Here is a 13,680-nt window from a genome sequence, read left to right as displayed (position 1 = left end):
ATTAAATCGATTTTTACAAATTTAGTACATTTTTCGTATAAATGTGACAATTATCTGCACTTATTTTATAGCCAAATGGACAGGACGTAAAGTGATTTGCATAGGAAATCTTAACTATATTTCCATTACCTAACAATTCTTCCTTTCAGTGGTTGTGGATTCTATAAATAATAATGGATTCGATTGTGATATCAGTTACACTTCCCGTGTGATATTGCTCATTGCTATTACGGCAAAACCGAATCCTGTTCTCAAAATATTTCTTATTTTACATGAACCTTTACCGCTTCTCGTTTGTATAGTTAGCAAAGAAGAAAAGATGGGAGCTGTATAGAATGGATACTGGTTGGATTGTTTCTCTTATTGTTGCCGGAGTTTAAAATGGGGTTATTTTTTGAAGCTAATGGGACTTCGCACAAATGAAGAGGACTTGTATCAACAGAAGTAACACTCGATATTAATGGAACAAGCATTATAGCGAGTATTCTTTCAGCATCTGCGGAAATCATAAATTTAAATGTTGAGGATGGTTTTGATAAGTAAATTGATAGCCTATTATGATCGAATAAAAATCCAATAAAAAATGACTAAACACTACCCAAAAACCTTGGCTCATGTCTAGTCATCATAAACGATTATTCTTCTATTAAGCTTAGAAACTCAGCTTCTCTAATGATGATAATATCCATACCCTGCTCCATCAGGTCATATGCTTTTTTCTCTTTTGAACTAATGCCACTGCTGCCGACAAGGGTTTTATCCTGCTGTCCGACAACGAGATAATTGGTTTTTTTGCTAACACCGCTTTTAACCAGGCCGCCGCGGTCGACTACCCTTTGCATAGCCGCTTTACGATCAATGGTTTCAAGGTCACCGGTAAAGACAACATTTTTTCCATATAGAGGATGGTCCTCATTATAGCTATCAACAGATGCCGTTATTTCAGAAATGGCAACTCTGTTTTTAAACCTATTATTTGGAGTTTTCTTTTTCATTTTAAAATAGACTTGTGGCTTTAGCTCCGAAAACATTTTCACCGGTATGCTGCTGTGTACCTTGCAATAGGTCTGTAAGGATTTCTTCCGCTTCACTTCAACACATGTAGTCACGAGCTTTGCGCAGGCCACAGCATCTGCAATGGCATTGTGATGGTCTGTAAGCTCAATTTGAAAATAATCGAGCCGGTCTTTTAATGACTGACCAACCTTTTCATTTCCGCAGGCTTTCGCACTAATTGGAATGCTGCAAATATAGGGAAATTCCGGCAGTTCCAGCGAGTACGTCTTTAAGCAGGAGTGGAGCACGCTCATATCAAATTGGGCATTATGGGCCACTACAGGGATATCAGTAAAATACGCCTTAATCTCCTCCCATATTTCATTAAATTTCTTAGCCTCTCTCACATCCTCAGCTGTCAAACCATGGACCCTTGTCATTTCCTCATCGAACTCAAGGGTTGGTGGCTGAATGAGATAATATTTTTCATCGATGATCGTATTATTTTTAACAAAAGCCAGCCCCATTGAGCAGGCACTGTTTAGATGATTATTCGCTATTTCAAAATCGATTGTGATAAAGTCCATAAGTCATCCCCCTTATCATGGGACATATAGGCAGAAATTCTATGTCCTGATTTTTTACTGTTTCCATATTATATCAAATTCGCCCGTCGAATTTGCGTCCGGATTTTTATCGAGCTTGCTCGATAGATTACCCCTAAAAAAATCCGTGACATCCGCCGGAGGCTTAACTTCATTCAGCCGGGGTTTAAGCCCCCACTGAATCGAAGAACCATTTGCATTCATCCCCCACTTGTAGAAGTGGAGGACTTCTGCTGAATGAAGTTAAAAGCTCGACGATTTGGATCGAGAGCATCTTCTTGTCCTATTATAGCAGTTGTCAGCAAAAGAAGGGCAGACCGATTTCTGGATATATTAACGAGAAAGATCAGTTCGCTTCCCTGTAGTTTGCTAGATATCTTTTAATATGTAGTAAAGAAGAAGATGAATGAATATGGTGACAGCAATCATATTGATCCAGTTAATCACAAGTTTATTTTCCTTTGGCTGAATCACGCCTAATGCAACGATATTCCAGAATAATTTAGAATAAAGCCACTTTCTTTCCTTTGAAGATGTTGAAGCTTGTTGCGTTCGATTTTGATATTTTGCCCAGATGACGATAATGATGATGTCAAGAACAGCACCAATTGACACAGCTGTCATGACCAATTCGTTCGAGGGCTTCCACCTTGGTTCCGATTGTACTTTCTTTTTCTCTTCCTGCTTCGTTTCATAGGATTCTATCGCTTCCTTAAACGTTGAATCCACCAGGGCTGTACTAATTGATTCACTTTTGATAGGAGAATCAATAAACATGACACCCGCAATTAAGGAGATTAGCAAAAATACATACCCCGTAAAAAATAGGAGAGTCAGATTGTTTCGTTTTTTTGAACGCTTCATTCTATCAACCCTCTTCTTTAAATGTATTAATCCTTTTTTACGAAAAGCATAAAGCGTAAATCAATCAAGATATGTAAAAGGATAGGAAAAATCAAACTGCCGGTTTCAACATATACTCTTGATAACGCAAAACCAACTAGACCCGTTAACATGACTCCCTTCCAGCCTTGGTAATAATGAGCAATACCGAAAATAACAGCACCCGTTAGGAGCAATAAGCTGCCTTCAAGTGAAAAAGGTGAACGTGATAGAAAGTGTAGCAGGAATCCTCTATAAATAATTTCCTCGCATATGCCTGCTGTAATAGCAGTCATCACCGCATATCGTTTATCAAGCTTACCGGTAGGAATTAAATAGGAAACATTATTTGTTTGTAGTTTTTGATATTTTTGATAAAAAGGAATCCGAGATAAAATAAACGTAACCGCTAGGATCCCAACTAAAAATCCTGATAACATCCCTAAAAATTGAACCGAATTCTCATCTGGCAACTTCAGACCAATTTGTGCTAATTTCGTAGAAGAAACGGACACAGCCACCAAAAGGAGAAAGGTAATCGTCCATTCTGAATAGATGACATATTTAAAATAAGAGATACGATCGGCTTCATGACCTGTTGCCTCCAACCTTTTCGTATATTTTTTATCCCAAAATGGGTAAATCCCGATTAAAAAAATGAGCAATAAGATTCCGAAAAAAATCATGTTAAATACTCCTTTGTTAGTTTTTCTATATAATATTCGTGTTTATAGTGTAAATTCCTTTGCATGAGAGATTGAATTGACAGATTTGTTTTAAAAATTTTATTAAAGCTGCGGGAAGTGAAGTTTTATAGCGTAGGGGGTTGATGGAGTAATAGTTGTGTAATGACTAGAAAATTAACAAATTGGACATTTTCCCTTGAGTAAAATCCTAATATATTTTTATACAATAAGCTTATAACATAAGAAAGGAAGTGGGTTATGTTACTAAAATCTCGAACGGAGTCCGATGAATTACTGCTTATGCGATCATTAAATCGGAGAATGGAATTAACAGACAAGGATAAGTTTCATTATATGAATCTTGAGAAAGGCTATGCTGGAGAGGTTAAGTTTGATTTACTTGCAGAATGCCTATTAGAAGAACGGTATATCATCCATGATTTATTGCTCGAAGTGAACCACTCAATTGTTCAAATCGATACCCTTATTATTTCACAATATTTACTCTATCTAGTGGATATAAAAAATTATCACGGTGATTTTTACTTAAACTCGGACAAGCTTTATGCTGCTGCTACTAATCGAGAGTATACGAATCCAGTCGATCAAATAAAAAGAAGCACAACTTTACTCCGCCAACTGCTCCAAAACCTTAAGGAAAATTACCTTATTGATGCCTCAGTTATATTTATTAACTCTGAATTCACTTTATTTCAAGCTCCACTTGAAAACTCCTTTATCCTGCCAACACAATTAAATCGTTTTTTTAACGAAATAAATAAAACTCCATCTAAATTAAATGAAGGACATAAAAAGCTTGCCCAAAAGCTACTCTCCTTACACTTAACCAAAAATCCACATACAAAAATCCCTGAATATCATTACGACAAGCTACAAAAGGGGTTTCTTTGCAAAAGCTGTGGCTCTTTATTGATTTCTTATAAAAATTATGGGATTGAATGTGGAAAGTGCGGGCAGTTTGAAAAAACCGAACAAGCAATATTACGGCATGTGAAGGAATTCCAGTTGTTGTTTCCTGAGAGAAAAATTACTACGCAAATGATTTTTGAGTGGTGTAATGCTGATTCACATAAAAGGACAGTTAGTAGAGTATTAAAGAAATATTATACTCCATATGGAATTACTAATGATATGTTTTATCAATAGAAGTACTGATGAAGGGATCTGACCGGTTTTTATTTTTAGGATTGCCGCTTGTCAGAGTATCCCCCACTACTCTTACACAATCTTCCACTTACCTTTTTGCTTTGTCCTTCTATAGATGGTAACTTAAGAAACCCTCAGCTGGCGTTTCTTTTCCTTGCTCTTAGTTTGTTGATTTTTACCTTTGCCTAGTATCAGTAAAAAACGAACGAATCTTTTTTTAGTCTGGGACCCCCTTCCCCGCTGTTCCTCCATTCAGGAAGAGTGAGAATCCTCTCCCTCGCTTCACAAAAAGTTCAATTCTCTCGAATATCGGTCAGATAAAGAGGATCTGGGAGTTATTTTAAGGATAGGTATTGAATCCCTCTTCTACGAAAGGTTTAGCAGACCAGAGCCTTGAATAAGCTTGTTTTTCCCATTTGCTGGGGGCATTTCCTTTTGATATAGTTGTAACATACCCCAAAAGTGACCTGTTTACTGATCCATTCAAAGCACCTCTACCGTGCATAAGCAATTAAATTATCCAATACTCAAACAGATAAACGATATTGTTGTTTATATTGTCGTAGTTTTTACATGTAATAGTTTGAGAGAAAATGAAAAATCAAAATTATTAACGCAGATTAATGGTCTATAAGACCTAGACGAAAGAAGATGAGGATCATTAAAATCCTAAGTGGGATAAAACAACAACAGGACACTACCCTGAATAATCCACTTAATTAGGGTTTGCAATTAATATGTTCACTACTCGTAGTAAGACCCTCTGCGAATTTATCAAAGATGGGAGTTAAAATTTAATATGAAAAATGCTTCAACTGTTTTTTACGTATCGTTAGCATTATTGGTTGGTCTTGTATCAATGGGGATTATTATGCCTGAGTCGTTAGAACGCATTACCAGTAGTGCTCAAAGTGTTATGACAGATTCATTTGGATGGTATTACCTATTAATCGTTTCACTGTTTGTGTTTGTATGCTTCTATTTATTAGTGAGTCCAGTTGGCCGGATTAAGCTCGGGAAACAGGAGGATAAGCCTGAGTTTTCACGTCCAACTTGGCTTGCCATGCTTTTTAGTGCAGGTATGGGGATTGGCTTAATGTTCTATGGGACCTACGAACCCATTAGCCATTACATCATTAGCTCTCCAACAGGACAAGAAGGCACAGATCAGGGAATTAAGGATGCCATGAGATTTACTTTCTTCCATTATGGAATCCATGCATGGGCCATATATGGCGCAGTCGCACTGGCACTGGCTTATTTTACCTTTAGAAAAGGGGAATTAAGTTTAATAAGCCGTACCTTAAGACCGTTAATTGGGAAGCATGCAGATGGCTTTGTCGGGAAAGCAATTGATGTTATAGCTGTTATATCAACAGTTATGGGGGTTGCCACTTCACTGGGATTTGGTGCCATGCAAATTAACGGCGGCCTTTCCTATCTATGGGATGTACCTAGTACGCAAACTAGTCAAACCATTATCATTCTCGTTGTAACTGTCTTATTTATGATTTCAGCCTTAACAGGTCTAAGCAAAGGGATAAAGATCCTGAGTAATTTAAATATGGGTCTTGCGGCTCTCCTCCTCATCATTGTATTTATTTTTGGGCCGACACTTTTTATTCTTAACCTATTTACAGATACGATTGGATCTTATATGCAAAACTTCCTGAACATGAGTTTTCGGATTGCTCCACTAAACGAAGAGGGCCGTAGCTGGATTAATGGATGGACCATTTTTTATTGGGCATGGTGGATTGCATGGGCTCCATTTGTTGGGGTATTTATTGCCAGAGTCTCTAAAGGCCGTACGATTCGTGAGTTTGTTGTAGGAGTTTTACTCGTTCCAACACTGATTGGCTTCATCTGGTTTACAACCTTTGGTAGTTCCGCTATTTCTACTGAAGTCTCTGGGCTGCTTTCCATTTCTACATTAGCACCAGAGGAATCCCTTTTCGGTGTGTTAGAAGGGTTCCCGTTTAGCGCGGCGTTATCCATTCTGGCTATTTTAATTGTTGCCATATTCTTTGTCACATCAGCGGACTCAGGTACATTTGTTCTAGGAATGATGACAACGAATGGTTCGCAAAATCCAAGTACTGCCATTAAAGCGACATGGGGAATTCTGCTTTCGATTACAGCCCTAGCTCTTCTCTATTCAGGGGGTCTACAGGCTCTTCAAAACACCATGATCCTTTCAGCACTTCCATTTTCCGTTATCATGCTGTTAATGGTCGGTAGTTTACTGAAAGCCCTAAAGCTAGACGCTAAAGAGCTCGGACTTGGTCATCATGTACGGAAACCGGCAGGGAATGCACGTACACAGGTTGTGAAGGAAGCTGTCGAAGACAAACACAGCAAAAAGGATGAGAAAGAAGCTGTGGTAAATAAACGAACTAAAAAAGATGTAGAGGTTAAGGACGCCTTACTAACCATATCAAGCAAATAAAAAAACAACGTTTCAGCTTCCGCTGGGGCGTTGTTTTTTTATCAAAATTTGGTTGGCTTTTAAGATATGACCGTTCTATGAAAGAAAGTTTCTTAAAAAACCAAGAAAAACGTACCGATTGTGATAATCAGGCCGCCTATTATCGTATGCTTGGCTACTTTTTCCTTTAAAATCACAAATCCGAGGATCATGGTGATCACAACACTGAACTTGTCAATCGGCGCGACTACCGACACCTTGCCGATGGCGATAGCAGCGAAATAGCATAGCCAGGAAAGTCCGGTAGCCATGCCTGATAGTGTTAAAAAGAGATAGCCTTTCTTAGATATGTTTTTCATGCTTTTATATGTACCTTGAAAAAATACAATGAGCCATGCAAATACTAAGATTACGATCGTTCTTAAAAAAGTGGCAACATTGGAATCGACACCCTCCATGCCGATTTTTGCCAAAATCGACGTCAGTGCGGCAAATACAGCCCCAATAATGGCGTACAGTATATAAATTTGCGAACCGGTAAAGCGCTTTTTTTCTTCATTTTTCCCAATTAGCACGAAGGTTCCAATCGCAATAAGCGCCCCTCCCGCCATAATTTTCAACTCAGCCTTCTCCCCCAGAATAACGATGGATAAAAGGATGGTTAAGACAATGCTGGATTTATCAATCGGAACAACCTTGGAGACATCACCCATCGCAAGCGCGCGAAAGAAAAACAGCCAGGACAAGCCCGTTGCCACACCGGAAAGGGCAATATAAACCAGCGCTTTCGTAGAAATGGTCGCAATCGTATCGAGCTGACCAGTAATCCATACTACAATAAAGGACATCACTAAGACAATAATGGTCCGGATGGCTGTTGCCAGATTGGAATTTACATTTTCCATCCCGATTTTTGCGAGGATACTTGTTAGTGCTGCAAATATAGCCGCAAACAATGCTAACGTTACGCTCATGTACTTCCCTTCTTTTCCATTTTATTAAAAAAAGGATACCATATGCACTCAGGCAACGGTAACCTTTTCATAAAGGGAACCTCACATTTATTAGATCCAGGCATTGCAATGAAGGCAAATTCATTTATTATGAAAGAAAATTCCTTACGAATCCGCTTCTAGCACTTTCTCCATTCAATTCCTTCTTTTTGCTGAAGCGTTTTCCTGAAATAGTGCTCGCACCTTGAAAAAATCTTCTCAATATCAGCGGTTCTGAAAGCCAATACACGCAGTACCAAGCCTGGCACGCTTAGCTTACTGATTCCCCATCTAGAGGGTGTCGATTCCGTTAATAACAGCTCCCTTACATCGGTGATAAAGGCTTCGGTTATGGTTTGATGGATGACAAACATTGTACCAATATGGGTAAACCCCTCCAAATTCATCAAGGATTGTATCTGCTCATCAGGCTCTAGCAGCAGGTGGTCAAATACCTTCAATTCAGAGTCTACATATATTTTCATTTGGGAGGCCAATTTTTTATAGAGAAAAGGCTGTCCGTCCACCGACCAGCCTGGCGTCATGATATCGCAATAAGTAAATAGGGCCGAGGAATTCATGTATACATTGGTAAATTGCTTGAAGCTGGCATCACGATAAAGAATTAATGGGTCTTGTTTAACATGGAGTTCACTGTTTTCTTTTAGAAAAAAATCCATCGTCTGTGTTACACCGAATCGCGGGGATTTATAGACCTTGGTAGATGCCTGAGTCGTAAGCGCAAGGGAGGCCGCATCATTCACCACCACCTCTGTCAGGTAGGAATCGCCATCCACATAGCCTCCTCCGACATGAATCAGTGTAAGGAGCGGCAGATTGTCAGGGCCATAGGTCGGACGAGTGATTTTGAAAACACCGTCGAAGAAGCTGTTGGTAATGACAGATTTGCCGTTTTTATTTCCGACCTCGACCTGAAGATAACCGGTGTGGACGGTCATACCTCAAGCCCTGCCAGGAAGGCCTCCCGTTTAATCCATTCCACTACCTCTGAGACCCCTGTGCCATCCTTAAGATTGGTAAAATAAAAGGTTTTATCCCCCCGTGTTGCTAAGGTATCCTTTCTCATGATTTCTAAATCAGCTCCGACATATGGGGCTAAATCGATTTTGTTAATCAGAAATAAATCAGATTTAATCATCCCTTGCCCGCCTTTACGGGGAATTTTCTCCCCTTGTGCGACATCAATAATATAAATCGAAAAATCCACCAGCTCCGGTGAGAACGTTGCAGCGAGATTATCTCCCCCGCTTTCGACAAATATTAAATCAAGGTTTAGATGACGCTCTGTCAGCTCCTCGATTGCGGCAAAATTCATTGAAGCATCCTCACGAATAGCCGTATGGGGGCAGCCTCCCGTCTCGACGCCGATAATTCGATCCTCAGGCAACGCGCCATTTTTTATTAAAAATAACGCATCCTCTTTGGTGTATATATCGTTTGTGATTACGGCTACCTCATATTCCTTCATCAGCACTCGGCTTAATTGATCGACCAATAAGGTTTTTCCAGCCCCGACAGGTCCTCCAACTCCAATTCGAATAGGTTCTCCCATTTGTCTCATCCTTTCCTTCTATTCACTATTAAGTTAACTTTCTATGAACTAAACAACCGAACCGACAAATCCTCATGCTTCATTTGGGCTATTTCCAGTCCTGGGGCACAGGCTCCAAAGCATTCCTCTGATTGCTTTAGTACCTTTTTTACTAAGTCCTGAAAAAAGGGCTCCAGCTCCCGAAGAATCCTCTGTCCATCTGTTTGCCCTAACGGTATTCCTCTCACGGCATTTTGCGTTAAGGAGGAAGCAGTGGCAAATACATAACAGGATAAGGTTGTTTCTAAATCCACCTTCTGTCCCTCCAGCACCATTGCAAATACGAGGGCACTGTGACCGTGACGTTCTTTCTGTTTGATTTTTTCGTTGTATTTTTTTAGCAGAGGATTTTTCGGATAAAGCTCTGTCATGACCTTGACTAGCTGACGCCCCATCCGCTTGTTACCTTCCCTTGTTTCCCTCGCCCCAGAAAAAGCAAATAACTCCTGGTCAATCGTCCAGAGCCTGTCGAGCCTTTCTTCTTGAATCGCCGCATAGCACATGCGGCAGGCAAGACCGTCTGTATAGACAAACTGCGACAGCAGATAGTGCTTTAAAGCCCTACAGAAGGTCTTTTTGTCCGCCACCTTGCCCTCCTGAATGTACGTTTCCAGCCCGAAGGAATGCGAAAAGGCACCAGAGGGAAAGTTGGAATCGCATATTTGCAGGAGATTAAAAAGCGGATTAGTCATGGGAATGCCCGATATGCTTAAAAGCGTGATTCATTTTTCTTTTTTCACGGGCAAAGGGAATGTTCAGCTCCTGAAGCAGCTCTTCGACCAAATAATCATATTGAACAATCATTTCTTCCGCTTCAAATTGCGCAGGCAGATGACGGTTTCCAAGCTGATGGGCAATGTCTCCCATTTGCTGGAGGGAGGTTGGCCGAATCACAAGCACATCATCCTCAATGACGCTGATGATAATTGAATTCTTATCATCCTGATAGAGAATATCGCCATCCATTAATTCTTTGCCGTTTTTTAGCCGGATGCCTAATTCCTTGCCGTGGTCGGTTTGGACACGCTGTATTTTTTTCACAAGATCGTCGCTTCGTAAATACACACGCTCTATATGGGCCGGTCTTTGTGCTGCTTGCTTGATATTTCCAATCACTTTTTCAATAATCATCTTCATCACCTCAAAATAAAAAGTATCGTTGTGCAAGTGAAACCTTGTCATCCGGCTCACAGGTGATGAATTCACCGTTCACCCTCACTTCATAGGTCTGTGGGTCCACCTCAATTTCAGGTGTTTCTCCATTAAAAATCATGTCCTTCTTCGTAAGCTGACGGATATTCCCTACTGGTACGACTTTTTTCTGGAGAGCGAGTTTTTTAGGAACGCCCAGCTCATAAGCCGCTTTAGAAACAAAGGTCAGAGATGTAGAATATTTGGCCTTCCCAAAGCTCGCAAACATGGGACGGTAAAGTACCGGCTGCGGAGTCGGAATGGATGCGTTTGGGTCTCCCATAACACTCCAGGCAATCATGCCTCCCTTTAGAATAAGCTCCGGCTTGGCACCGAAGAAAGCGGGCTTCCAAAGGACGAGATCAGCTATTTTTCCTGGTTCAATCGAGCCGACGTAGTCAGCTATTCCATGGGTTAAGGCAGGATTAATCGTATATTTAGCAATATATCGTTTGGCTCTCAGATTATCATTTTCTTCGCCTGAATGAAGCTCGCCGCGCTGCCGCTTCATTTTATCAGCTGTCTGCCAGGTGCGGATGATGACCTCTCCAACTCGGCCCATGGCCTGTGAATCCGAGCTAATCATGCTGAATACTCCGAGGTCATGAAGAATATCCTCTGCTGCAATCGTCTCTTTGCGAATTCTCGAATCTGCAAAAGCGAGATCCTCTGGGACGGCCGGGTCTAAGTGGTGGCACACCATCAGCATATCCAAATGCTCCGCAATGGTATTGACTGTAAAAGGCCGCGTTGGATTGGTGGAGGAAGGCAGGATATTTGGATAGGAAGCGGCTTTAATAATATCTGGTGCATGCCCACCGCCAGCCCCCTCTGTGTGGTAGGTGTGAATTAAGCGTCCATCAATGGCACGTAAGGTATCCTCAACAAATCCTCCCTCATTAAGCGTATCGGTGTGAATGGCTACCTGAATATCATATTTATCCGCAACGGTGAGTGCTTTATCAATGTTGGAGGCTGTCGTGCCCCAATCCTCATGAAGTTTTAAGCCAATGGCACCTGCTTCAATCTGCTCCATGAGCGCTTCTTCACTTGAGGCATTTCCCTTCCCAAGGAATCCAATATTCATCGGGAATTCCTCCGCCGCCTTCAGCATTTGCTGGATATTCCATTCTCCTGGCGTGCAGGTGGTAGCATTGGTTCCAGTTGCCGGACCAGTCCCGCCGCCAATCATCGTGGTGATACCCGACTCGAGTGCAGTTTGAATTTGCTGCGGGCTGATGAAATGGATATGGGCATCAATTCCTCCAGCTGTGAGAATCATTCCCTCCCCGGCAATGATTTCAGTCGACGCGCCAATGGTAATGGTGATATTATCCATCAATAGCGGGTTGCCTGCTTTGCCGATGCTGGCTATGGTGCCGTCTTTAATGCCAATATCCGCTTTGTAAATGCCGGTATAATCAAGAATGAGAGCATTCGTGATCACCAGGTCAACCGTCTCGCTTCTTGTGGCAAGCGGATGTTGGCCCATTCCATCACGGATTACCTTTCCACCGCCAAATTTCACTTCATCCCCATATATCGTATAATCCTTTTCAACTTCAATAAACAGATCGGTGTCCCCGAGTCTTACTTGATCCCCGACAGTCGGCCCGAACATATCTGCATATTGCTTTCGCGTCATGTTAAAGCTCATCTTGGTTCACACCCCCTTGTCATTTAATGCAGCGTTGGTTCTGTTATTAAGCCCGAAGACCCTTCTTTCTCCGGAAAAAGGTATTAGCTGTACCTCCTTACTGTCACCGGGCTCAAAGCGGACTGCGGTGCCGGCGGGAATATTGAGCCTCAAACCGTAGGCTTTTTCTCGATCAAACTGGAGCTGGCTATTAATCTCGTAAAAATGAAAATGCGAGCCGATTTGCACGGGCCTGTCGCCTTTGTTGATGACCTCAAGAGTGCTTGGCAGTTTGTCAACGTTACAGGCGATAGGCTCTTTCCTTAGGCGGTATTCTCCTGGAATCAATCGTTTTCACTCCTTACTTTATAAATATTTAATCTCCACTACTGAATCGGGTCATGCACGGTCACCAACTTTGTGCCGTCCGGAAAGGTTGCTTCTACTTGGATATCATGAATCATTTCAGGAATACCCTCCATCACATCCTCACGTGTAAGGATTCGTCTGCCAAATTGCATAAGCTCAGAAACTGTTTTCCCACCTCTTGCTCCCTCCATGACCTCGTAGGTAATAATGGAGATGGCTTCAGGGTAGTTTAGCTTCAGTCCCCGCATCTGGCGCCTTCTCGCTAAATCAGCAGCCACGACAATCATCAGCTTTTCCTGTTCCCTTGATGTAAGCTTCACTTCTCAGCCTCCTTATATTTTTCGGTGTATTCGTAACACTAGAGCACTTCATTAGCCAAAAGTACACATCCATTTTTTACTTTAGTCATCATAGCTACACCGCCAAATGCTCATGCAGCAACTCTTCATTTAACTCATCACATGAACCATGAACGACCATTTGTCCTTTATCCAAAATATAGACATAGTCAGAGCATGACAGGACAACATCCAAATTATGCTCGACCAGCAAAATCGCCATGTCTTTTTCCCGAGCGATCTTCACAAGCACATCCCTGATAAGCTGAACGATTGACGGCTGAATTCCTTCCATTGGCTCATCCAGGAGCAGTACCGTTGGATTCGAGATGATGGCCCTCGCGATCGCCAGCTGTTGCTGCTGTCCTCCGCTCAAGTCGCCGCCCTTTCGGTTGAGCATTTCCTGCAACACCGGGAACCATTGAAAGATTTCCGCAGGAATTTCAGTCGGTCGCTGGGATTTCGGTAGCGGCTCAAGTCCGAGCAGAAGGTTTTCTTTTACAGAGAGCTCCGAAAAAATCTCTCTGCCCTGCGGGACGTAGGCTAAGCCAGCACGTGCCCGCTGCTCAGGGCGGTTCTTCCTCCATTCCTGCTCCCCGAAACAAACAACTCCGTGTGAAACAGGAAGCAATCCCATCAACACCTTGAGTAGCGTGGTTTTCCCCACTCCGTTACGGCCAAGAAGCCCGACAATTTTCCCCTTTGGAAGGCTTAAACTAATATCCTGTAGAATCATTGTTTCCTTATAGCCCGCTTTTAAATGGGACACTGACAGCAT

Annotated in this window: 14 protein-coding genes; 2 read left to right on the top strand and 12 right to left on the bottom strand. The window is 41.8% G+C overall.

Annotated features, from left to right (window positions below):
* Positions 1-635: 635 nt before the first annotated feature.
* From BQ5321_RS09675 to BQ5321_RS09665, 3 genes are all read right to left on the bottom strand, one after another.
* A complete protein-coding gene (locus BQ5321_RS09675; RefSeq protein ID WP_071394295.1) occupies positions 636-1,583 on the bottom strand; it encodes an exonuclease domain-containing protein in 948 nt (315 codons plus the stop codon).
* 387 nt (positions 1,584-1,970) lie between these two features.
* Entirely contained in the window at positions 1,971-2,465 is a 495-nt protein-coding gene (locus BQ5321_RS09670) for a hypothetical protein (RefSeq protein ID WP_071394294.1), read from the bottom strand.
* Between the two features lie 26 nt (positions 2,466-2,491).
* On the bottom strand, positions 2,492-3,169 hold the full coding sequence (locus tag BQ5321_RS09665; RefSeq protein ID WP_071394293.1) for a CPBP family intramembrane glutamic endopeptidase: 678 nt from the start codon (positions 3,167-3,169) through the stop codon (positions 2,492-2,494).
* Between the two features lie 258 nt (positions 3,170-3,427).
* Here BQ5321_RS09665 and BQ5321_RS09660 point away from each other — a divergent pair, with 258 nt between their 5' ends.
* Together BQ5321_RS09660 and BQ5321_RS09655 are read left to right on the top strand one after the other, a co-directional pair.
* Positions 3,428-4,336 carry a nuclease-related domain-containing protein gene (locus tag BQ5321_RS09660; RefSeq protein WP_071394292.1) on the top strand — a complete coding sequence of 303 codons (909 nt, stop codon included), beginning with the start codon at positions 3,428-3,430 and terminating at the stop codon, positions 4,334-4,336.
* A 799-nt stretch (positions 4,337-5,135) separates the two neighbouring features.
* Positions 5,136-6,785, top strand: a complete 1,650-nt coding sequence (locus BQ5321_RS09655; protein ID WP_084786725.1) for a glycine betaine uptake BCCT transporter — start codon at positions 5,136-5,138, stop codon at positions 6,783-6,785.
* 92 nt (positions 6,786-6,877) lie between these two features.
* On the opposite strand, the gene BQ5321_RS09650 is transcribed toward BQ5321_RS09655, so the two are convergent.
* From BQ5321_RS09650 to urtE, 9 genes are all read right to left on the bottom strand, one after another.
* On the bottom strand, positions 6,878-7,738 hold the full coding sequence (locus BQ5321_RS09650) for an EamA family transporter (RefSeq protein ID WP_071394291.1): 861 nt from the start codon (positions 7,736-7,738) through the stop codon (positions 6,878-6,880).
* 158 nt (positions 7,739-7,896) lie between these two features.
* Positions 7,897-8,715: an urease accessory protein UreD gene (locus tag BQ5321_RS09645; protein WP_071394290.1), complete on the bottom strand. Its 819-nt coding sequence runs from the start codon at positions 8,713-8,715 to the stop codon at positions 7,897-7,899.
* Positions 8,712-9,329, bottom strand: a complete 618-nt coding sequence (gene ureG, locus BQ5321_RS09640) for an urease accessory protein UreG (protein ID WP_071394289.1) — start codon at positions 9,327-9,329, stop codon at positions 8,712-8,714. The genes BQ5321_RS09645 and ureG overlap by 4 nt, the downstream gene beginning before the upstream one ends.
* 41 nt (positions 9,330-9,370) lie before the next feature.
* Positions 9,371-9,955 carry an urease accessory protein UreF gene (locus BQ5321_RS09635; protein ID WP_234978381.1) on the bottom strand — a complete coding sequence of 195 codons (585 nt, stop codon included), beginning with the start codon at positions 9,953-9,955 and terminating at the stop codon, positions 9,371-9,373.
* A 97-nt stretch (positions 9,956-10,052) separates the two neighbouring features.
* The gene (gene ureE, locus BQ5321_RS09630; protein ID WP_071394287.1) at positions 10,053-10,499 is read right to left on the bottom strand and encodes an urease accessory protein UreE; all 447 of its coding nucleotides are present in this window, start codon (positions 10,497-10,499) and stop codon (positions 10,053-10,055) included.
* Between the two features lie 10 nt (positions 10,500-10,509).
* Positions 10,510-12,216 (bottom strand): urease subunit alpha, encoded by a 1,707-nt coding sequence (gene ureC / locus BQ5321_RS09625; protein ID WP_071394286.1) that lies wholly within the window; start codon positions 12,214-12,216, stop codon positions 10,510-10,512.
* 6 nt (positions 12,217-12,222) lie between these two features.
* A complete protein-coding gene (locus BQ5321_RS09620) occupies positions 12,223-12,543 on the bottom strand; it encodes an urease subunit beta (RefSeq protein ID WP_071394285.1) in 321 nt (106 codons plus the stop codon).
* A gap of 38 nt (positions 12,544-12,581) precedes the next feature.
* Positions 12,582-12,884, bottom strand: coding sequence for an urease subunit gamma (locus BQ5321_RS09615; protein WP_071394284.1), 303 nt, complete (start codon positions 12,882-12,884; stop codon positions 12,582-12,584).
* A 94-nt stretch (positions 12,885-12,978) separates the two neighbouring features.
* Positions 12,979-13,680 carry an urea ABC transporter ATP-binding subunit UrtE gene (gene urtE / locus BQ5321_RS09610; protein WP_071394283.1) on the bottom strand — a complete coding sequence of 234 codons (702 nt, stop codon included), beginning with the start codon at positions 13,678-13,680 and terminating at the stop codon, positions 12,979-12,981.

Source organism: Bacillus tuaregi (assembly GCF_900104575.1).
Lineage (GTDB): Bacteria > Bacillota > Bacilli > Bacillales > Cytobacillaceae > Bacillus_BD > Bacillus_BD tuaregi.
This window is presented reverse-complemented; position numbering and strand designations above follow the sequence as displayed.